The 19,244-nt window shown below is 58.4% G+C and carries 21 protein-coding genes; 17 read left to right on the plus strand and 4 right to left on the minus strand.

Translation table 11 applies throughout. The features are described 5' to 3' along the window. Nucleotides 1–301 precede the first annotated feature (301 nt). The 17 genes from mnmG to AAFM31_RS04810 all read left to right on the plus strand — a co-directional run bounded on the left by mnmG (nt 302) and on the right by AAFM31_RS04810 (nt 16,190). A complete protein-coding gene (mnmG, locus tag AAFM31_RS04730) occupies nt 302–2,200 on the plus strand; it encodes a tRNA uridine-5-carboxymethylaminomethyl(34) synthesis enzyme MnmG (protein WP_341706758.1) in 1,899 nt (632 codons plus the stop codon). Between the two features lie 5 nt (nt 2,201–2,205). Next, on the plus strand, nt 2,206–2,841 hold the full coding sequence (gene rsmG / locus AAFM31_RS04735; RefSeq protein WP_341706759.1) for a 16S rRNA (guanine(527)-N(7))-methyltransferase RsmG: 636 nt from the start codon (nt 2,206–2,208) through the stop codon (nt 2,839–2,841). A gap of 17 nt (nt 2,842–2,858) precedes the next feature. Continuing rightward, entirely contained in the window at nt 2,859–3,662 is an 804-nt protein-coding gene (locus AAFM31_RS04740) for an AAA family ATPase (protein WP_341706760.1), read from the plus strand. A gap of 17 nt (nt 3,663–3,679) precedes the next feature. After that, the gene (locus AAFM31_RS04745) at nt 3,680–4,540 is read left to right on the plus strand and encodes a ParB/RepB/Spo0J family partition protein (RefSeq protein ID WP_341706761.1); all 861 of its coding nucleotides are present in this window, start codon (nt 3,680–3,682) and stop codon (nt 4,538–4,540) included. A 303-nt stretch (nt 4,541–4,843) separates the two neighbouring features. Then, complete coding sequence (locus tag AAFM31_RS04750) at nt 4,844–5,242, plus strand: F0F1 ATP synthase subunit I (RefSeq protein ID WP_341706762.1); 399 nt, start codon at nt 4,844–4,846, stop codon at nt 5,240–5,242. Nucleotides 5,243–5,260: 18 nt separating this feature from the next. Continuing rightward, nucleotides 5,261–6,136 carry a F0F1 ATP synthase subunit A gene (atpB, locus tag AAFM31_RS04755; RefSeq protein ID WP_341706763.1) on the plus strand — a complete coding sequence of 292 codons (876 nt, stop codon included), beginning with the start codon at nt 5,261–5,263 and terminating at the stop codon, nt 6,134–6,136. A 70-nt stretch (nt 6,137–6,206) separates the two neighbouring features. Beyond that, nucleotides 6,207–6,461, plus strand: coding sequence for a F0F1 ATP synthase subunit C (gene atpE / locus AAFM31_RS04760; RefSeq protein ID WP_088275884.1), 255 nt, complete (start codon nt 6,207–6,209; stop codon nt 6,459–6,461). 65 nt (nt 6,462–6,526) lie between these two features. Beyond that, nucleotides 6,527–6,997 carry a F0F1 ATP synthase subunit B gene (locus tag AAFM31_RS04765; protein WP_088275883.1) on the plus strand — a complete coding sequence of 157 codons (471 nt, stop codon included), beginning with the start codon at nt 6,527–6,529 and terminating at the stop codon, nt 6,995–6,997. An 11-nt stretch (nt 6,998–7,008) separates the two neighbouring features. Beyond that, on the plus strand, nt 7,009–7,545 hold the full coding sequence (locus AAFM31_RS04770) for a F0F1 ATP synthase subunit delta (protein ID WP_341706764.1): 537 nt from the start codon (nt 7,009–7,011) through the stop codon (nt 7,543–7,545). A 29-nt stretch (nt 7,546–7,574) separates the two neighbouring features. Beyond that, entirely contained in the window at nt 7,575–9,119 is a 1,545-nt protein-coding gene (atpA, locus tag AAFM31_RS04775) for a F0F1 ATP synthase subunit alpha (protein ID WP_341706765.1), read from the plus strand. A 76-nt stretch (nt 9,120–9,195) separates the two neighbouring features. After that, nucleotides 9,196–10,059, plus strand: a complete 864-nt coding sequence (gene atpG / locus AAFM31_RS04780; protein WP_088275879.1) for a F0F1 ATP synthase subunit gamma — start codon at nt 9,196–9,198, stop codon at nt 10,057–10,059. Nucleotides 10,060–10,094: 35 nt separating this feature from the next. Beyond that, nucleotides 10,095–11,471, plus strand: coding sequence for a F0F1 ATP synthase subunit beta (gene atpD, locus AAFM31_RS04785; protein ID WP_088275878.1), 1,377 nt, complete (start codon nt 10,095–10,097; stop codon nt 11,469–11,471). 42 nt (nt 11,472–11,513) lie between these two features. After that, complete coding sequence (locus AAFM31_RS04790) at nt 11,514–11,957, plus strand: F0F1 ATP synthase subunit epsilon (protein ID WP_285676999.1); 444 nt, start codon at nt 11,514–11,516, stop codon at nt 11,955–11,957. A 186-nt stretch (nt 11,958–12,143) separates the two neighbouring features. Beyond that, nucleotides 12,144–13,505 (plus strand): bifunctional UDP-N-acetylglucosamine diphosphorylase/glucosamine-1-phosphate N-acetyltransferase GlmU, encoded by a 1,362-nt coding sequence (gene glmU, locus AAFM31_RS04795; protein ID WP_341706766.1) that lies wholly within the window; start codon nt 12,144–12,146, stop codon nt 13,503–13,505. Nucleotides 13,506–13,613: 108 nt separating this feature from the next. Continuing rightward, the gene (gene cfaB, locus AAFM31_RS04800; RefSeq protein WP_341706767.1) at nt 13,614–14,825 is read left to right on the plus strand and encodes a C17 cyclopropane fatty acid synthase CfaB; all 1,212 of its coding nucleotides are present in this window, start codon (nt 13,614–13,616) and stop codon (nt 14,823–14,825) included. Between the two features lie 58 nt (nt 14,826–14,883). Further along, a complete protein-coding gene (locus AAFM31_RS04805) occupies nt 14,884–15,738 on the plus strand; it encodes a flagellar brake protein (RefSeq protein WP_341706768.1) in 855 nt (284 codons plus the stop codon). Then, the gene (locus AAFM31_RS04810; protein ID WP_341706769.1) at nt 15,735–16,190 is read left to right on the plus strand and encodes a DUF192 domain-containing protein; all 456 of its coding nucleotides are present in this window, start codon (nt 15,735–15,737) and stop codon (nt 16,188–16,190) included. Before AAFM31_RS04805 ends, AAFM31_RS04810 begins: the two co-directional genes overlap by 4 nt. A gap of 1 nt (nt 16,191) precedes the next feature. On the opposite strand, the gene AAFM31_RS04815 is transcribed toward AAFM31_RS04810, so the two are convergent. The 4 genes from AAFM31_RS04815 to AAFM31_RS04830 are packed head-to-tail and all read right to left on the minus strand — an operon-like array spanning nt 16,192 to nt 19,207. After that, complete coding sequence (locus AAFM31_RS04815; protein WP_341706770.1) at nt 16,192–16,545, minus strand: NADH:ubiquinone oxidoreductase; 354 nt, start codon at nt 16,543–16,545, stop codon at nt 16,192–16,194. 25 nt (nt 16,546–16,570) lie between these two features. Then, nucleotides 16,571–17,533, minus strand: coding sequence for a CobW family GTP-binding protein (locus AAFM31_RS04820; RefSeq protein ID WP_341706771.1), 963 nt, complete (start codon nt 17,531–17,533; stop codon nt 16,571–16,573). 51 nt (nt 17,534–17,584) lie between these two features. Beyond that, entirely contained in the window at nt 17,585–17,971 is a 387-nt protein-coding gene (locus AAFM31_RS04825; protein WP_341706772.1) for a DUF3301 domain-containing protein, read from the minus strand. A 30-nt stretch (nt 17,972–18,001) separates the two neighbouring features. Then, nucleotides 18,002–19,207 carry a GGDEF domain-containing protein gene (locus AAFM31_RS04830; protein WP_341706773.1) on the minus strand — a complete coding sequence of 402 codons (1,206 nt, stop codon included), beginning with the start codon at nt 19,205–19,207 and terminating at the stop codon, nt 18,002–18,004. Between the last annotated feature and the right edge of the window lie 37 nt (nt 19,208–19,244).

Raw genomic sequence — 19,244 nt, forward strand, 5'->3', positions numbered from 1 at the left:
GGCTATGCGCTGCTTTTACCCCCATCCAACGACGGCTTTCACACAACCTTTTGACCTACGCAAAATAATGATATTTAAGGATTTTTATGAGTTACCCACAGAAAATCGGCTGACCATATACATTAACTAATTCAAGGTTTATATAAATCTTTCTTTTCTTATCTATATCTATCTGGACGTTTTTCCCAACCTGGCCCGCTGTACAAAAAGTGTTCAGTCAAAGCTGCAATTTTTTCCCCTTGGGCCTATAATCAGCCCCTTTTTTCCGCGTCAGGCACAGGCCTGACAATCGAGGTGACAGGTGGATTTCCCCAGCCGTTTTGACGTCATAGTGGTAGGCGGTGGCCATGCCGGTACCGAAGCTGCACTTGCTGCTGCCCGTATGGGGGTGAAAACCCTGCTGCTCAGTCATAACGTCGAAACCCTCGGTCAGATGAGCTGTAACCCGGCAATCGGTGGTATTGGCAAGAGCCATCTGGTCAAGGAGATTGATGCCCTTGGCGGTGCGATGGCGTTGGCTACCGACAAGGCAGGTATTCAGTTTCGCGTGCTCAACAGCCGCAAAGGCCCCGCCGTGCGTGCCACCCGTGCCCAGGCTGACCGTGTGCTGTACAAGGCCGCCATCCGTCACACCCTGGAAAATCAGCCAAACCTGTGGATCTTTCAGCAGGCCTGTGATGACCTGATTGTCGAAAATCAGCAGGTCCGTGGTGTGGTTACCCAGATGGGCTTGCGTTTCCTCGCTGACAACGTGGTGCTGACTACCGGTACGTTCCTTGGTGGTCTGATTCACATCGGTCTGGACAACTACTCCGGCGGTCGCGCGGGTGATCCGCCAGCGATTGCGCTGGCTCAGCGTTTGCGCGAACTGCCGCTGCGGGTTGATCGCCTGAAAACCGGTACCCCGCCGCGCATCGACGGCCGTAGCGTCGATTTCAGCCAGATGACGCCACAGCCCGGCGATACGCCGATTCCGGTGATGTCGTTCATGGGCAATGCCGACCTGCATCCGGAGCAGGTCAACTGCTGGATCACCCACACCAACGAACGTACCCACGACATCATCCGCGAGAACCTGGATCGCTCGCCGATGTACACCGGGGTGATCGAAGGCATCGGCCCACGCTACTGCCCATCGATTGAAGACAAGATTCATCGTTTTGCCGACAAGGATCAGCATCAGGTATTCATCGAGCCGGAAGGCCTGACCACCCACGAGCTCTACCCGAACGGCATTTCTACCTCGCTGCCGTTTGACGTGCAGCTGCAGATCGTGCGCTCGATCAAGGGCATGGAGAACGCCCACATCCTGCGCCCGGGTTACGCCATCGAATACGATTACTTCAACCCGCAGGATCTGAAGTACTCGCTGGAAACCAAGGTTATCGACGGTTTGTTCTTTGCTGGTCAGATCAACGGCACCACCGGTTACGAAGAGGCCGGTGCTCAGGGTTTGCTGGCCGGGTTGAACGCCGCACTGCGTGCTCAGGAGCGCGAAGCCTGGTGTCCGCGTCGTGACGAGGCCTACATCGGTGTACTGGTCGATGACCTGATCACCATGGGTACTCGCGAGCCGTATCGCATGTTCACCTCGCGCGCCGAGTACCGTCTGGTGCTGCGTGAAGACAACGCTGACCTGCGCCTGACCGAGAAAGGCCGCGAGCTGGGCCTGGTTGACGACGAGCGCTGGGCGGTCTTTAACGCCAAGCGCGAAGCCATCGAGCAGGAAACCCAGCGTCTGCGCAGCACCTGGGTGCAGCCCGCCAGCGATCAGGGCAAGGCCTACAGCGCGCAGTACGGTACGCCGTTGACCCACGAATACAGCCTGCTCGACTTGCTGCGCCGCCCGGAAGTGGATTACGCCGCGCTGGTCGAACTGACCGGTGCTACCGACATTCCGGCCGATGCTGCCGAACAGGTCGAAATTCAGGCCAAGTACGCCGGTTATATCGAGCGTCAGCAGGAAGAAATCGAACGTCTGCGTCAGCATGAGCAAACCCGCCTGCCGGAAGATCTGGATTACGCCAGCCTCAACGGTCTATCGAACGAAATTCGCGCCAAGCTGGCCGATGTGCGTCCGCAGACCCTCGGCCAGGCCTCGCGCATTCCGGGAGTTACGCCGGCGGCGGTCAGTCTGCTGCTGATCCATCTGAAAAAACGCAACGCCCTCGGCGATAGCTCGCTGGCCCGGGAGGCGTAAGCGGTATGAGTCAACACGCGGTAGAACTGGCGCAGGGCGCCAAGCAGTTGGGCGTCGCGCTGAGCGAGCAGCAACAGGAAAAACTGCTGGGCTACATGGCCCTGCTGAACAAGTGGAACAAGGCCTACAACCTGACCGCTGTGCGTGACCCGAATGAGATGGTCAGCCGTCACCTGCTCGACAGCTTGAGCATTGTCTCGTTCATCGAAGGTCAGCGCTGGCTGGATGTTGGCAGCGGTGGCGGCATGCCCGGCGTGATGCTGGCGATCATGTTTCCCGAGCGCGAATTCACTCTGCTCGACAGCAATGGCAAGAAAACCCGGTTTCTCACCCAGGTGAAGAATGAGCTGGGGCTGACCAATCTGCAGGTGGTCAACAGCCGGGTTGAGGCCTTCGATCCGGGCCAGCCTTTTGACGGCATAACCTCACGCGCCTTTGCCTCACTGGCCGACTTCACCCATCTCACGCGTCACCTCGGTACTACGCAAACCCGCTGGCTGGCGATGAAAGGCGTTTACCCCGATGAAGAACTGGCCGCCATGCCGGTCGACTTCCAGCTCGAGAGCAGTGCACAATTGCAGGTTCCCGGTTGCGTTGGCAGCCGTCATCTGTTGATACTGCGACGGATGAATCAGGGCTGATATCAAGGGGGCAAAACGTGGGCAAGGTGCTGGCAATAGCCAACCAGAAGGGCGGTGTGGGCAAGACCACCACCACGATCAATCTTGCCGCCTCGCTGGCCGCGACCAAGCGCAAGGTGCTGCTGATCGATCTCGACCCCCAGGGCAATGCGACCATGGGCAGTGGCATCGACAAGGCCAACCTCGATAACTCCGTCTACGAACTGCTGACCGGGCAGTGTGAGTTTGCCGAGGCGGTCTGTCGTTCCGAGCACGGCGGCTATGATTTGTTGCCGGCCAACGGCGACCTGACTGCTGCCGAAGTCGAGCTGATCAACATCAAGATGAAGGAAAGCCGGCTGCGTTATGCGCTGGTCAATGCCCGCGATCATTATGATTTCATCCTGATCGACTGCCCGCCCTCGCTGAACATGCTGACGGTCAACGGCCTGGTTGCCGCTGATGGTGTGGTGATTCCCATGCAGTGCGAGTACTACGCGCTGGAAGGGTTGTCGGCACTGGTGAACACCATCAGCCGGATCAGCTCGGTGCTGAACCCGACCCTGCAGATCGAGGGCCTGTTGCGGACCATGTACGATCCGCGTAACAGCCTGACGCTGGATGTGTCGGCGCAGCTCAGCGCCCATTTTGGCGACAAGCTGTACCAGACCGTGATTCCGCGCAATGTGCGATTGGCCGAGGCGCCCAGTTTTGGCATGCCGGCGCTGGCGTACGACAAGCAGTCGCGTGGCGCCGTCGCCTATCTGGCGCTGGCCGGTGAAGTGGTACGCCGCAGCAAACAGGCAGCCAAAGTCGCTGCCGTTACCGATTTGAACGATTGACTACAAGGACATCAGGCATGGCGGGCAAGAAGCGCGGCTTGGGACGGGGACTGGACGCATTGCTGGGTGCCAGTGTTGCGCCAACAGCGGACGGCGAAAGCCAGGATCAGATTCTCAAGGAGCTGCCGGTTGACCTGGTGCAGCGTGGCAAATACCAGCCGCGTCGCGACATGGACCCGCAGGCACTGGAAGAGCTGGCTGAGTCGATTCGTGCTCAGGGCGTGATGCAGCCGATCGTCGTGCGTCCGATCGGCGAGGGGCGTTACGAAATCATCGCGGGTGAGCGCCGCTGGCGGGCCAGCCAGCTGGCGGGACTGGACAGCATCCCGGCGGTCATTCGCGAAGTGCCGGATGAAGCTGCCATTGCCATGGCGCTGATCGAAAACATCCAGCGCGAAGACCTTAACCCGATCGAGGAAGCGATTGCCCTGCAGCGCCTGCAGCAGGAATTCGAGCTGACCCAGCAGCAAGTCGCTGATGCGGTTGGAAAATCGCGAGTCAGCATCACCAACCTGTTGCGCCTGATGAGCCTGCCCGAAGACGTCAAGCTGATGCTCGAGCGCGGCGATCTGGAAATGGGCCATGCTCGGGCGCTGCTCGGCCTGCCTGCAGAGCAGCAAACGGTCGCTGCGCGCCAGGTCGTGGCCAAGGGGTTGACCGTTCGTCAGACCGAAGCGCTGGTTCGCCAGTGGCTGAGCCCGAAAAGAGATGCGACACAACAGCGCACCAATCCTGATATCGAGCGTCTGCAACAGGACTTGGGCGAGCGTTTGGGGGCCGAAGTGAAGCTTCAGCACGGCGCCCGAGGCAAAGGCCGTCTGGTCATCAGCTACAGCTCACTTGATGAGCTCGATGGCATTCTTGAACACATCCGCTAAGCTCTTTTGAGCGCGTATCCGGCGTCATTGCTGGTCTTGCGGGCGGTCGTCAATTATTACAAAAGATGACCGCGCCGCGTCGCAAATCTGATTCGAACCACAAGATGTAGTGCTTGGCTCCGGCGCACAACCAAACGTGCCGGGAATGCCGTGCAGATCAGGCAGCATGCGCCTTAGCGGCGTTTCGCTGCGCACCGGTTTGGTTGCCTCTACGGGGTCGAACACATATAATCACCGGCGCTTTACGGGGCAGCCCGGTAATTTGTTTCACGCATGCACCACCCGCAGGGGTATCGAGTACTGATGACGACTGTGAAGACCAATGCCATTCGTCGTCCCCCGCTGATCAAGTGGTTCGCGTTTCAGGCTGCTGTCGTGTTTTTGATGGGGGCGCTTTTTTGGATTAAAAGCCCCGTGGCGGCGTACTCCGCCCTGGTGGGAGGCTTCATCTTCCTCCTGCCCAATGTGTATTTCGCGCTCAAGGCTTTTCGTTACACCGGCGCGCGCGCTGCGAAGCAGATAATGGGTTCTTTTTACAAGGGTGAGGCCGGCAAGCTCATCCTTTGCGCTGTCCTCTTTGCGATGGCGTTCAAAAGTATTAAGCCGATAGACGAGTCGGCACTGTTTCTTACATTTGCGATCATGCTGGTCACGAACTGGCTAACACCTGCAGTAATGGGTGGAAAAACGCAGCATAGCTAAAGGACCTGAGAGAACGTTATGGCAGGCGCTACCGCATCAGATTACATCAAGCACCACCTTCAGAACCTGACCTATGGGAAACTCCCGGCCGGTTATGAGCGTACCGATGGTACTGTTCTGAGCCAGGACACCTGGACCATGGCCCACGGCGCTCAGGAAGCGTCCGACATGGGCTTCATGGCTATTCACGTCGACACCATGGGCTGGTCTCTGTTCCTCGGTGCGCTGTTCCTGTTCTTCTTCCGCATGGCTGCCAAGAAAGCCACCTCCGGTGTCCCCGGTGGTCTGCAAAACTTCGTTGAAATGATGGTCGAGTTTGTCGATCAGAGCGTCAAGGAAACCTTCCACGGCCGCAATAAGGTGATCGCTCCCCTGGCGCTGACCATCTTCTGCTGGGTCTTCCTGATGAACTTCATGGACTTGATCCCCGTCGACTTCCTGCCGCAGCTGTTCCACATGGCCGGTGTTGAATACATGAAGGTCGTACCGACGACTGACGTCAACGCCACCCTGGGCATGTCCCTGTCGGTGTTCGCGCTGATCATCTTCTACAGTGTCAAGGTCAAGGGTGTTGGCGGCTTCCTCGGTGAGCTGACCCTGCATCCCTTCTCCTCCAGCAACATCTTCCTGAAGATCCTGCTGATTCCGGTCAACCTGCTGCTCGAAGGCGTCAGCCTGCTGGCCAAGCCGGTCTCTCTCGCCCTGCGTCTGTTCGGTAACCTGTACGCCGGCGAGCTGATCTTCATCCTGATCGCTCTGCTGCCCTTCTGGGCTCAGTGGGCTCTGTCCGTGCCGTGGGCTATCTTCCACATTCTGATCATCACGCTGCAGGCATTCATCTTCATGATGCTGACCATCGTGTACCTCAGCATGGCGCACGAAGACAGTCACTGATCAGGCGATAACGATTTAGTTCTACCCGAAAACCCATAACTTGCAATTAACTGAAAACTGGGAGCTTTAAATGGAAACTGTAGTTGGAATGACCGCGATTGCCGTAGCACTGCTGATTGGCCTGGGCGCACTGGGTACCGCTATCGGCTTTGGTATCCTGGGTGGCAAATTCCTGGAAGGCGCTGCGCGTCAGCCGGAAATGATCCCCGCTCTGCAGGTTAAAATGTTCATCGTCGCCGGTCTGCTCGACGCCGTAACCATGATCGGTGTTGGTATCGCTCTGTTCTTCACCTTTGCCAACCCCTTCCTTGCCCAAGTTGCGTAATGCAGTCGCCGGCAACGGCGACTTCAACTTGAAGGTAATGAATACGACAGGCAAGAGGTGAAGACGTGAACATCAATTTGACGATAGCCGGTCAAGCGATCGCGTTCTTCATCTTCGTGGTGTTCTGCATGAAGTATGTATGGCCTCCGGTCATTGCTGCTCTGCAGGAGCGCCAGAAGAAGATCGCAGATGGCCTTGCAGCCTCTGATCGCGCCGCCAAGGACCTGGAACTGACTCAAGAAAAGTCGGCCCAGGAACTGCGTCAGGCCAAAGAGCAGGCAGCAGCTCTGATTGAGCAAGCTAACAAGCGCGCCAACCAGATTGTTGAAGCCTCCAAAGAGGATGCTCGCAAGGAAGGTGAGAAGATCCTGGCTCAGGCCCAGGCGGAAATCGAACAGCAGCGCATCAAGGCCAGAGACGCTCTGCGTGCCGAGATTGCTGCCATCGCAGTCGCCGGCGCCGAGAAGATTCTGGAAACTTCTGTCGACGCTGACAAGCACGGTGACATGCTGAACAAGCTGGTAGCCGAACTCTAAGCGAGGTCATCATGGCAGAACTGATTACGCTGGCCCGCCCCTACGCCAAAGCGGCATTTGAGCGGGCAAAAGCCCAACAGGCCCTGGCCGAATGGGCCGAGGTGCTGAACGCTGCTGGCCAGGTGGCCGCAGACGAGGCAACTCGCCAGCTGCTGACCGATCCGGGTCTGGCGGAACAGAAGAAAGCCGACGTCATCCTCGACTGCACCGGGAAATCGGTGAGCGAAGAGCAACGCAACTTTCTGACGATCCTCGCCGATAATCGCAGGCTTGCCCTGCTTCCCGAGATCGCGACGCTATTTAACAGCTTCCGAGCTGATCTTGAGCGTACCATCGACATCAACGTGAGCTCGGCTTTCGAGCTGAGCGCCGAACAGCAGCAGAAGCTGGCCGAGGCGCTGTCCCGCAAACTCGATCGCAATGTGCAGATCGACGCGGCTGTGGACAAGTCACTGATTGGTGGACTGGTTGTTCGCACCGGCGACTTGGTCATCGACGCCTCCGTGCGCGGAAAACTGACCAAACTGGCCGAGTCGTTGGGCTCCTGATTTCAGCATAAGGTTTTGAGGATAAAGGCATGCAACAACTGAATCCATCAGAGATCAGTGACATCATCAAGAAGCGGATCGAGCAGCTCGATATCGCTTCTCAGGCACGCAACGAAGGTACGATTCTTTCCGTATCTGACGGTATCGTGCGGATTCACGGTCTCGCCGATGTAATGTACGGGGAAATGCTCGAGTTTCCCGAAGGCGTATACGGTATGGCACTGAACCTGGAGCAAGACTCCGTTGGTGCTGTAATTCTGGGTGACTACCTGGGTCTGGCCGAAGGCATGACCGTCAAGTGCACCGGTCGCATCCTGGAAGTTCCGGTAGGTCCGGAGCTGCTGGGTCGCGTCGTTAACGCACTGGGTGCACCGATCGATGGCAAGGGCGACATCAACGCCAAGCACACCGATGCGGTTGAAAAGGTTGCTCCGGGCGTGATCTGGCGTAAGTCGGTTGACCAGCCCATCCAGACTGGCTACAAGGCCGTCGACGCGATGGTTCCGGTAGGTCGTGGCCAGCGTGAGCTGATCATCGGTGACCGTCAGACTGGTAAGACCGCTATGGCGATCGACGCCATCATCAACCAGAAAGGTTCCGGCGTTAAGTGTGTCTACGTTGCAGTTGGTCAGAAGCAGTCGACCATCGCCAACGTGGTACGCAAGCTGGAAGAGCACGATGCAATGGGTCACACCGTCATCGTTGCTGCGTCCGCTTCTGATCCGGCTGCCCTGCAGTTCTTGGCTCCTTACGCCGGCTGCACCATGGGTGAATACTTCCGCGACCGCGGCGAAGACGCTCTGATCATCTATGATGACCTGTCCAAGCAAGCTGTTGCCTACCGTCAGATCTCCCTGCTGCTGCGTCGTCCTCCGGGACGTGAAGCCTATCCGGGCGACGTGTTCTATCTCCACAGCCGTCTGCTGGAGCGAGCTTCCCGCGTTTCCGAAGAGTACGTAGAGAAGTTCACCAACGGTGCCGTAACTGGCAAGACTGGCTCGCTGACCGCCCTGCCGATCATCGAAACCCAGGCTGGTGACGTTTCTGCGTTCGTACCGACCAACGTGATCTCCATCACCGACGGTCAGATCTTCCTGGAATCCAACCTGTTCAACTCGGGTATCCGTCCGGCTGTTAACGCTGGTGTGTCGGTATCTCGTGTTGGTGGCGCGGCTCAGACCAAGATCATCAAGAAGCTGTCTGGTGGTATCCGTACCGCTCTGGCTCAGTACCGTGAACTGGCTGCATTCGCCCAGTTTGCTTCTGACCTGGACGAAGCTACCCGTAAGCAGCTGGAGCACGGTCAGCGCGTTACCGAGCTGATGAAGCAGGATCAGTACGCTCCGATGTCCATCGCCGAGATGGGTGTCAGCCTGTTTGCTGCCGAGAAAGGCTTCCTGACCGATGTCGAGCAGAACAAGGTCGGTGCTTTCGAGAAAGCCATGATCGCCTACTTCAAGTCTGAGCAAGCCGATCTGCTTGCCAAGATCAACGAGAAGGGCGATTACAACGACGATATCGAAGCTGGCATCAAGGCTGGCATCGAGAAGTTCAAGGCAACCCAGAGCTGGTAAGCCGACAGCGGGGAGCAGCATCAGCTGATCCCCGCATCGTGCGACCCGGCCAAGGGCAAACCTGAAAGGGTGTGACATGGCAGGCGCAAAAGAGATTCGCGGTAAGATCGCGAGTATTAAAAGTACGCAGAAGATCACCAGCGCCATGGAAAAGGTGGCGGTCAGCAAGATGCGCAGAGCACAACAGCGCATGGCTGCCAGCCGTCCTTACGCTGAGCGTATCCAGCAGGTGATTGGTCATCTGGCCAACGCCAACCCGGAGTATCGCCACCCGTTCATGCAAGAGCGTGAAGTAAAGCGGGTGGGTTACATCGTGGTGAGCTCGGATCGTGGTCTCTGCGGTGGTCTGAACACTAACCTGTTCAAGGCCCTGGTCAACAGCATGAAAGAGTGGCGTGACCGCAACGTTGAAACCGAGCTCTGTGTGATCGGTAGCAAGGGCGCTTCCTTCTTTCGCAGCTACGGCGGAAACGTTGTCGCAGCGATCAGCAACCTGGGCGAACAGCCTGCGTTGAACGATCTGATCGGTAGCGTCAAGGTGATGCTGGATGGCTACAACGAAGGTCGCATCGACCGTCTGTACCTGGTCAGCAACGGCTTCGTCAACACGATGGTTCAGCAGCCGAAGGTGGATCAGATGATCCCGCTGGTCGCTTCCGAAGAGGAAGGCGCGCAGAAAGGCAGCTGGGACTACCTGTACGAGCCCGACGCACGACAGCTGCTGGATGGACTGCTGGTTCGTTACATTGAGTCCCAGGTCTATCAGGCGGTGGTCGAGAACAATGCCTGTGAGCAGGCTGCACGTATGATCGCGATGAAGAACGCGACCGACAACGCTGGTGACCTTATCAGCAACCTGCAGCTTATCTACAACAAGGCTCGTCAGGCAGCGATCACTCAGGAAATTTCGGAAATCGTCGGCGGCGCCGCCGCGGTTTAACGGTAACGGTTTCAACCATTTAGAGGAACCAACAAATGAGTAGCGGACGTATCGTTCAAATCATCGGCGCCGTCATCGACGTGGAATTCCCGCGCGAAGACGTGCCGAAGGTATATGACGCGCTGCAAGTGACTGACAAGGGTCTGACCCTTGAAGTTCAGCAGCAGCTGGGTGATGGCATTGTACGTACCATCGCCATGGGTACCACTGAAGGTGTCAAGCGCGGTCTGACCGTTGCCAACACCGGTGCCAACATCTCCGTGCCGGTCGGGGTCAAGACCCTGGGCCGCATCATGGACGTACTGGGCAACCCGATCGACGAAGCTGGTCCGATTGGTGAAGAAGAGCGTTGGGGTATCCACCGCGCTGCTCCCAGCTACGACGAGCAAGCTGGCTCTAACGAGCTGCTGGAAACCGGCATCAAGGTTATCGACCTGGTTTGCCCGTTTGCCAAGGGCGGTAAGGTTGGTCTGTTCGGTGGTGCCGGTGTAGGCAAGACCGTAAACATGATGGAGCTGATCCGTAACATCGCGATCGAGCACAGCGGTTACTCTGTATTCGCCGGTGTAGGTGAGCGTACTCGTGAAGGTAACGACTTCTATCACGAGATGAAGGACTCCAACGTACTGGACAAGGTAGCCCTGGTATACGGCCAGATGAACGAGCCGCCGGGTAACCGTCTGCGCGTTGCACTGACCGGCCTGACCATGGCCGAGAAGTTCCGTGACGAAGGTCGTGACGTTCTGCTGTTCATCGACAACATCTACCGTTACACCCTGGCCGGTACCGAAGTATCCGCTCTGCTGGGTCGTATGCCGTCCGCGGTAGGTTACCAGCCGACTCTGGCTGAAGAGATGGGCGTTCTGCAGGAGCGTATTACTTCCACCAAGACCGGTTCCATCACCTCCATTCAGGCCGTATACGTTCCCGCGGACGACCTGACTGACCCGTCTCCGGCAACTACCTTCGCTCACCTTGATGCGACCGTAGTACTGTCCCGTGACATCGCGTCCCTGGGTATCTACCCGGCCGTTGACCCGCTGGATTCCACCTCCCGTCAGCTGGATCCGCTGGTAATCGGTCAGGAGCACTACGACGTTGCTCGTGGCGTTCAGTATGTTCTGCAGCGCTACAAGGAGCTGAAGGACATCATCGCGATTCTGGGTATGGACGAGCTGTCTGAAGAAGACAAGCAACTGGTAGCGCGCGCTCGTAAGATTCAGCGCTTCCTGTCCCAGCCGTTCTTCGTTGCTGAAGTATTTACCGGTGCACCGGGCAAGTACGTTCCGCTGAAAGAGACCATCCGTGCATTCGGTGGCATCCTCAAAGGCGAATTCGATCACCTGCCAGAGCAGGCCTTCTACATGGTTGGTACCATCGACGAAGCGATCGAGAAAGCGAAGAAACTGTAATGGGTGTGCCCCCGCAAGGGGGCGCAAGACCGAGGCGATACAATGGCTATGACAGTGCACTGCGATATCGTAAGCGCGGAAGAAGAGCTGTTCTCGGGCCTGGTAGAGAGTGTCATTGCACACGGTAACCTGGGTGACCTGGGCATCATGCCTGGCCACGCACCGCTGCTGACCGATCTCAAACCGGGTCCCATTCGGGTGATCAAGCAGGATGGCAGCGAAGAGGTGTTCTACATCTCTGGCGGCTTCCTGGAAGTTCAGCCGAAAGTGGTCAAGGTGCTCGCTGACACGGCAATCCGTGCTGGTGACATCGACGAGGCAGCCGCTCTGGAAGCAAAGAAAGCCGCAGAACTCGCCCTCAGCGAGAAAGGCGCAGAATTCGACTACGGTTCGGCTTCTGCCCGTCTTGCCGAGGCCGCGGCCCAATTGCGGACAGTGCAGGAACTTCGCAAGAAGTACGGCGGACCGGCTCTCAACAACCGGTAAGCCAAAACAGAAAAGGCAGCCTAGGCTGCCTTTTTTGTTGTCCGCAATTTCGCTGATATCCCCAACTCCGGCGCAGAGTCGCATATCGTCGGAACCCACCTGCAACCTTGTTATCCAATCCGCACCATCGGTGATGGCTTTGCTATCATCCACGTCGTTTCCCGTATCAAACAGGATGTCTCCAAGATGAATCTGCACGTCGTTGTTCTCGCCGCCGGACAGGGCACCCGTATGCGCTCGAAGCTGCCCAAGGTGTTGCACCCGGTTGCCGGCAAACCCATGCTGGGTCATGTGATTGATTGCGCGAGAACGCTGTCGCCGACCAAGATTCACGTTGTTATCGGACATGGCGCCGAGCTGGTGCGTGAACGCCTGGATGCTGCAGACCTGAACTGGGTACTGCAGACCGAACAGCTGGGCACTGGCCACGCTGTCGCTCAGGCACTACCTGCAATTGAGGGCGCAGACCAGATTCTGGTGCTGTACGGAGATGTCCCTTTGCTACGCGCCGAGACACTGCAAAAACTGAGCAAACAGGCGGGCGCTCAAGCATTGGGCATGCTGACGGTCAACATGGCAGACCCAACGGGATACGGCCGTATTGTGCGCAACGCGGCAGGTCAGGTGCAGGCTATCGTCGAGCAAAAGGACGCCTCTGCCGAGCAATTGCTGATCTCCGAAGGCAATACCGGCATCATGGCGCTCCCCGGCAGTCAGGCCGCCCGCTGGCTCAACAGTCTGTCCAACCAGAATGCGCAGGGCGAGTACTACCTGACGGATGTTGTGGCCATGGCGGTAGCACAGCAGGTACCGGTCGAAGTGGCCCAGCCGGAAGATGAACCGGAGGTGCTGGGCGCCAATAACCGCGTGCAACTGGCGGTGCTGGAAGCCGAGTATCGGCGTCGGCAGGCCGAGCGTCTGATGACCGAGGGTGTGACACTGGCGGATCCGGCGCGCATTGATGTGCGGGGCAAGGTGACCGTCGGCCGCGATATCAGCATGGACATCAATGTCGTGCTGGAAGGTGAAGTGTTCATTGAGGATGACGTGATCATCGAGGCCAACTGCGTGCTGCGCAACTGCCGCATCGGCGCGGGCAGCCATATCAAGGCGTTCAGCCACATCGAAGACGCAACCTTGGCAGCTGATTGCGATGTCGGCCCGTACGCGCGTCTGCGGCCCGGCACACACCTGCAGCGCGGGGCCAAGATCGGTAACTTCGTGGAAACCAAGAAGGCCAACATCGGCGAAGGTTCCAAGGTGAATCACCTGTCCTACATCGGTGACGCAGAAGTCGGGCCGGACGTGAACATCGGCGCAGGTACCATCACCTGCAACTACGATGGCGTGAACAAGCACGTGACGACGATCGGTGAAGGCGCTTTCATTGGCACCAATACGGCGCTGGTTGCACCGGTGACTGTCGGTGCAGGGGCAACCACCGCCGCTGGCTCCACCATTACCGCAGACGTCCCTGCTGACAGCCTTGGAGTCAGCCGAGCGCGCCAGCGCAATATTGAAGGCTGGAAGCGTCCTACCAAGAAGTGAAATTAACAGCCTGCGGGCGGTGACTCCCGGTTTTGAGCGGTAGCGCAAAGCGCATTCACTCGACTGTTCTATAGTGAATGGAGTTTTGCTCTGCTTGGGGATGTCCAAATGCTCGCGCAACTGGCCGCTTCTTTAGGTGCTCTGAAACTTCCGCTGCGACTTAGCCTGCCGGATGGGGCCAGACTTGATCTTGGGCCATCACCACGGGTCGAACTGCGGCTAAATGATCCTGCGTTGCTGGAAGAGTTGCAGGCGCCGAGTCTTGACCGGCTCGGCGAAGCCTTCATTCAGCAGCGGCTCGATATCCGCGGCAGTGTCATGGACGCCATAGCGGTTGCCGACAGTTTAAGTCGCGCACTGGTCCCGGACGATGTAACTCGGCTACCTGATGATCCGCACGAGCGGCAGACCGATGCCGAGGCGATCTCCTATCATTACGACCTTTCCAACGAGTTTTACGCGCTCTGGCTAGACCCGGAGATGGTCTATTCCTGCGCTTACTTCCGTCATCCGGACGATTCGCTGGCCAAGGCGCAGATCCAGAAGCTCGACCACCTGTGTCGCAAGCTGCGTCTGCATAACGGCGAGCGTCTGCTCGACGTTGGTTGCGGTTGGGGAGGGTTGGCCCGCCATGCGGCAAAGGAGTACGGGGTGCAGGTCCATGGCATTACCCTCAGTCGACAGCAACTCAAGCTCGCAACAGCGCGGGTTGCCGCGCAGGGGTTGAGTGACCGTATTCACCTGGAGTTACTGGATTACCGTGACCTGACTGGCAAGGACAAGTACGACAAGGTAGTTAGCGTCGGCATGTTCGAGCACGTGGGTCACGCTAATCTGGCCGAGTATTTCCGCATTCTGTACCAGCAGGTGAAGCCGGGCGGTTTGGTCATGAATCATGGCATTACTGCCCACCATACTGACGGCAGACCGGTCAGCCATGGCGCAGGCGCCTTTATCGGTCGTTACGTGTTTCCGCACGGTGAACTGCCACATCTGGCGACAGCGGTGGCGGCAATGAGTGATCAGGGCCTGGAAGTGGTGGACGTCGAGAGCCTGCGAATGCACTACGCGCGGACGCTGGAGCTGTGGAGCCACAATCTTGAGGGTAAGCTTGACCAGGCTGCGGTCCTGGTAGATGAACGGGCGCTGCGGATCTGGCGGATCTACCTTGCCGGTTGCGCCTATGGGTTTGCACGAAACTGGATGGATATTCATCAGATTCTGGCGGTGAAGCCGCTTGCAGACGGCAGCCACCACCTGCCTCTGACACGCGAGGACATCTACAGCAAGGGCAGAGGCGCTGATCTCAGCGAGAGATAGCAGTGATTCATTGAGGCTGCTACATTGAGCAGCACACCCACTACAGCGGAGCGTTCGAGTGTCGCTTATTCCACTAACCGAGGAGGAGATTCCACTCGGCAAGCCCCTGCCCTGGAATATTGTTGATAGCGACGGCAAGGTGCTGTTTCCGCACTCGAAGGTGGTCGACAACAAGCCCCTGTTGCAGCAGCTGCTGAAACTGGGTTTGTTCCGCAATGCACAGCAGAACAGCGATAACGCAGCGCCTCAGGCGCCTGAGCGTCAGGTATCGCGACTTGAGCAGATTCAGCTCGCTCCGGGTGATCTGATCCAATTGCAGACCATGAGTACCACCAACGCCGAGCGTTATCAGGTCCGCATGATCGGCTTTCACGCCCCGGTTAGCCTGCTGGTGACCGCCCCGACCAGCCAAGGCAAACTGGTTTTCGTCAAGGAAGGGCAGCAGTTTCTGGTCCGCGGTTTCGTTGGCAAGGATGCCGTGGCGTACAAGACACGGGTGCTCAAGTCCAACCTGTCTCCCTTTCCCTACCTGCATCTGGCCTATCCCGATAGCGTCCAGTCGATGCGCATACGCAGTTCCGCTCGAGTGCAAGTCGATCTGGTAACTGCGATTACTCGCGAGGGCGCAGGTCAGGCTTCGGCGAAGATGACCGACATCAGCGTTGGTGGTGCCCGTCTGTTGTCGCCTTGCCCGGTGGCGAACAAGAATGAGACAGTCAAGGTGTCGTTTCGGATAAACCCGGCGGGATTGGATGTCTACATGACGCTCAACGCCCTGGTCAGGGCGGTAAGCGCCGATGATTCGCTTGACGGACAGATCGCGACTGGCATCGAGTTTGTCGACATCAGCGAGCAGGACAGGCTGTATCTGACCAATATGGTCTATCAGAATTTGCTTAAAGATACCCTATGAAATCAATTGCTTACGCTGTTATCGCCAGTTTGTTGCTGGCCCCTGCGGTGCCGGTCCTGGGCGCCACAGAGACGATTCGGTTGGCCGATACCGAATTCGTGATGGAAGTTGTAGCCGATCCCGACAGTCGCCGTCAGGGGTTGATGGGCCGCGAGGTGCTGCCAGCTGGCACCGGCATGCTGTTCGACTTTCCTGAAGGCACGCGTCCGGCCATCTGGATGCGCAACATGGTGATCAGTCTGGATCTGGTTTTTGTTGCCGCCGATGGTCGCATTGCTCACCTGTTCCCGCAGGTGCCGCCCTGTGCGGACTTGCCGTGCACTATCTACCAGGCTGACGGGCCCCTGCGTTGGGTACTGGAGTTACCTGCCGGCAGTGTGGATAAACTCGGTTTGAAGGTTGGGGATAACCTCGATCTGTCGATGCTGCCTGCGCAGCCACCGCTCAACTGAATCAGGGCTGCTCCCAGCGTCCCTGGCTGATTTGCTCGCAGTAGGCCTGGAGAACCGGCGCGTCCTCAGGTGCACTGTAGTAGTGGATATCCTGTTGATAACCTACGCCCTCGGTGTGCGCGCCGTGGCAGATGCCATACGCGCCTGTCGGGCAACTGTCCCGCATCTGAATGCTGAATTTCCGGCCCGGAATCTGTGGCTGGCAGAACTGCTGCTCGAACAGGGCGGGGGGAATGCTGCCGTTCTGCTGACACAGGCGCACTGGCAGGTCCTGGTCGGTCGATTCGATCAGGCACGCGCTGGCAAACAGTTGTGGGCTGATCAGGCAAAGCAGCAGGGTAGCGGTGCGGGTCATGGTCATTCCGGATAAAGGATTCAGGTTATTGGCTGGACAGGCAGGCCCGCAAGCCTTGCTCAAGTGCACTGGCCTGGGGCTGTTCAGCCAGAATCAGCTCCAGCCGGTTATCTTTTCGCCAGCTGGTGTCCTGCCAGTCGTGCTCTGGATTACCCAGCAGGTTGATTGCCTTCCAGCCTTCGTCGGTGCTCAGCACGCCTTTGGCGCGCAGGAACGGCTGTTGTAGCCAGAGCCGCAGCGCTGACGCGCTGAACTGCTGCTGTGCAGGTATGCGCCAGCCGATACTGAAAGGCGCTTTCTGCAGCTGGCTCAGGCATTCCCAGTCGCCGTCTTGCCGCCAGATCCGGCCAATTGCGCTGCTGGCGGGGGGCTCAGGCAGATCCGTCGCGTCCAGCGTGGCAGTATCTTGCAGGCCCGGAATGGCTTGCAGGTCGATCTTGGCCTGCTGGCATGCCAGTACGTCAGGCCAGACCTGCTGCAGCGTCTGCTGTTGAGCGGAGCCAATTTGGTCAATCTTGTTGGCGATGACCAGTCCGGCCAGTGGCAGCGCCTGCTGCTGTATGGGGGGCAGCTTGTCCGGATTCAGCAATTGGCCTGCTTCGATTACCAGCACCAGGGGTTTGAGATCGAGCACGCCCTGCCACGGAGGATCGGCCAATTGCTGCAGCAGGCTGACCGGGTGGCCAAGTCCGGAGCACTCGATCCACAGTCGATCAGGTCTGGCCTTGCGCAGCAGCCGAGTCAGGCCGACCTGAAACGGTACACCGTTCACGCAACACAGGCAGCCCCCGGGAATTTCGCTCAAGGTGACGCCGTCACTGCTGTCTGTCGTCAGCAGCGCCTGGTCCAGACCCAGCTGACCGAATTCGTTGATCAGGATGGCCCAGCGCTCGGATTCTGGGCGCTGCTCTAGCAATGCGTGCAGGAGGCTGGTTTTTCCGGCACCGAGTGGGCCGGCGATCAGATGGGTGGGGATTTGCTTCAGCATGGGGTGGGTTCCACGTGGAACAACTGACGGATTAAAATCGATCCGGCATTGCTAATAGATTCTATGTATCTTTGCGCTGCTCTGAGTGGTCACTGTCGCTGCGGGCTCATCTGCCTGGCCGCCCGGGAACGGGTGAGGGGCCAACTCGATAGTCAGCACGTGGTTGCCGGACAAGTCGAGGTGACCCGCGTACCGATGCTCGCCGGTGACGGTGAACTCGAAAGCGTAGCGCCGGATAAGCCCAAACCAGCCGCCACGCGTGCGCCCTAACCGCACACCGCTGAGCGCCACACTGTCGTCGAGTAACTGCAGGTCGTGTTGTTTGCAGTGGCGTCGGACAATCGCCAATGCGCGGTCGCGCTGACCCAATACTCGCCACAACCACCAGACGAGAAAGGTACCAAGAATCAGCAGGGTGGCATGACCAAGGGTGAACACGGCGCGTGTCTCGGACGATTAAAAGGGTGGTCAGTATGCCATGGAAGCGGGTGCCATCCACAATCGCACCTGATTGCGCCCGGCTTCCTTGGCCTGATACAGCGCCAGGTCTGCTTGCCTGAGCAGTTGGTCAGGGCTGCCATTGCTGCTCAGCTCCGCAAAGCCGATGCTGACCGCCATTCGGTAGTGCCGATCCTGATAACTGAATTGCTGCTCGGCCAGCGTCAGTCGGATACGTTCCAGCAGCAACTGCGCCTGGTCGGCGTCAGTCTCGGGCATCAGCAGCACGAACTCCTCGCCACCGAAGCGGGCAAAGGTATCGGTGCGTCTGGCCTGCTGCTGACACAGGTGGCTGAAGTGCTGAAGCGCGTCGTCGCCACCGAGATGGCCGAGGTCGTCGTTGAGTTGCTTGAAGCGGTCAAGATCAAACATCGCCAGACATAAAGGCCGGCCGTAGCGTTGGCTGCGGATGACCTCTGCTACCAGTGCTTGATGGAAGGCACGGCGGTTGAGCACGCCGGTCAACGGGTCACGGGTGGCCTGCTCCTGAAGTTGTGCTGCTAACCGATGGCTGCGGGCAAGAACCCGTTGGGTGGTCATCAGGCTGCAGCCAAGAAAACCCAGCACCAGCGCCGGAATAGCGAAGTTATACGAGAGCAGATAGCTGAAGGATTCGTAGGGTTGCTTGTATAGCGCCTGATCCCACCAGTCGTAGTAGCCCAGGGCGCCACGCCACAGGGTAGTCGCGCAGTACAGCACGAGACTGCAGCCGACCAGCAGGCGAGCCGGGCGCGTGGCGGGATCGCTGCGGTCGCGGAACAACACCCAGATCGCCTGTATTGGTAACAGGCCGGCGATGCTGGAGTAGATACCCATCAGCAGGTTGGAGTTACCGTGCACCAGCCAGTAGTGGATGTTGGCGATCACCATGGCGCCAACGCTGACGGGAATGAGCCACCACGGTAGTGGTCGGCGCATGAAATGAAAGATGCCCAGCAAAAACAGCGCCTCGCCCGCCAGTTGGGCGGCGTTGCCGAGCACGTTGAGCACGGGGCTGCGGGTAAGGACGAAGCCGATGAACAGGGCAACGCCGAGAATCAGCGTCCAGGTTCCAGCCATCCAGAAGCCTGGCCCCGACTCGTTTGGAGCCATCCAGTAAAGCGCAGTAGCGCACAGGGCGATGGAAAGCAGCAGGCAGATGCCCAGCAGCATTGGGGAGAAGTACAGCTGCGCCATGGCGAAAACAGCCTTCCTTTGGCAAGTAGTCCCCTGA

It is taken from the genome of Halopseudomonas sp. (genome assembly GCF_038130085.1).
Lineage (GTDB): Bacteria > Pseudomonadota > Gammaproteobacteria > Pseudomonadales > Pseudomonadaceae > Halopseudomonas.

Bases quoted from the DNA above. Each gene is read 5' to 3' on its own strand.
- atpG (WP_088275879.1), top strand. From the start codon at position 9,196: ATGGCAGGCGCAAAAGAGATTCGCGGTAAGATCGCGAGTATTAAAAGT.
- AAFM31_RS04810 (WP_341706769.1), top strand. From the start codon at position 15,735: ATGAAATCAATTGCTTACGCTGTTATCGCCAGTTTGTTGCTGGCCCCT.
- atpD (WP_088275878.1), top strand. From the start codon at position 10,095: ATGAGTAGCGGACGTATCGTTCAAATCATCGGCGCCGTCATCGACGTG.
- atpA (WP_341706765.1), top strand. From the start codon at position 7,575: ATGCAACAACTGAATCCATCAGAGATCAGTGACATCATCAAGAAGCGG.
- AAFM31_RS04750 (WP_341706762.1), top strand. From the start codon at position 4,844: ATGACGACTGTGAAGACCAATGCCATTCGTCGTCCCCCGCTGATCAAG.
- AAFM31_RS04820 (WP_341706771.1), bottom strand. From the start codon at position 17,533: ATGCTGAAGCAAATCCCCACCCATCTGATCGCCGGCCCACTCGGTGCC.
- rsmG (WP_341706759.1), top strand. From the start codon at position 2,206: ATGAGTCAACACGCGGTAGAACTGGCGCAGGGCGCCAAGCAGTTGGGC.
- AAFM31_RS04745 (WP_341706761.1), top strand. From the start codon at position 3,680: ATGGCGGGCAAGAAGCGCGGCTTGGGACGGGGACTGGACGCATTGCTG.
- AAFM31_RS04815 (WP_341706770.1), bottom strand. From the start codon at position 16,545: ATGACCCGCACCGCTACCCTGCTGCTTTGCCTGATCAGCCCACAACTG.
- glmU (WP_341706766.1), top strand. From the start codon at position 12,144: ATGAATCTGCACGTCGTTGTTCTCGCCGCCGGACAGGGCACCCGTATG.
- atpE (WP_088275884.1), top strand. From the start codon at position 6,207: ATGGAAACTGTAGTTGGAATGACCGCGATTGCCGTAGCACTGCTGATT.
- AAFM31_RS04830 (WP_341706773.1), bottom strand. From the start codon at position 19,207: ATGGCGCAGCTGTACTTCTCCCCAATGCTGCTGGGCATCTGCCTGCTG.
- AAFM31_RS04790 (WP_285676999.1), top strand. From the start codon at position 11,514: ATGGCTATGACAGTGCACTGCGATATCGTAAGCGCGGAAGAAGAGCTG.
- AAFM31_RS04770 (WP_341706764.1), top strand. From the start codon at position 7,009: ATGGCAGAACTGATTACGCTGGCCCGCCCCTACGCCAAAGCGGCATTT.
- cfaB (WP_341706767.1), top strand. From the start codon at position 13,614: ATGCTCGCGCAACTGGCCGCTTCTTTAGGTGCTCTGAAACTTCCGCTG.
- atpB (WP_341706763.1), top strand. From the start codon at position 5,261: ATGGCAGGCGCTACCGCATCAGATTACATCAAGCACCACCTTCAGAAC.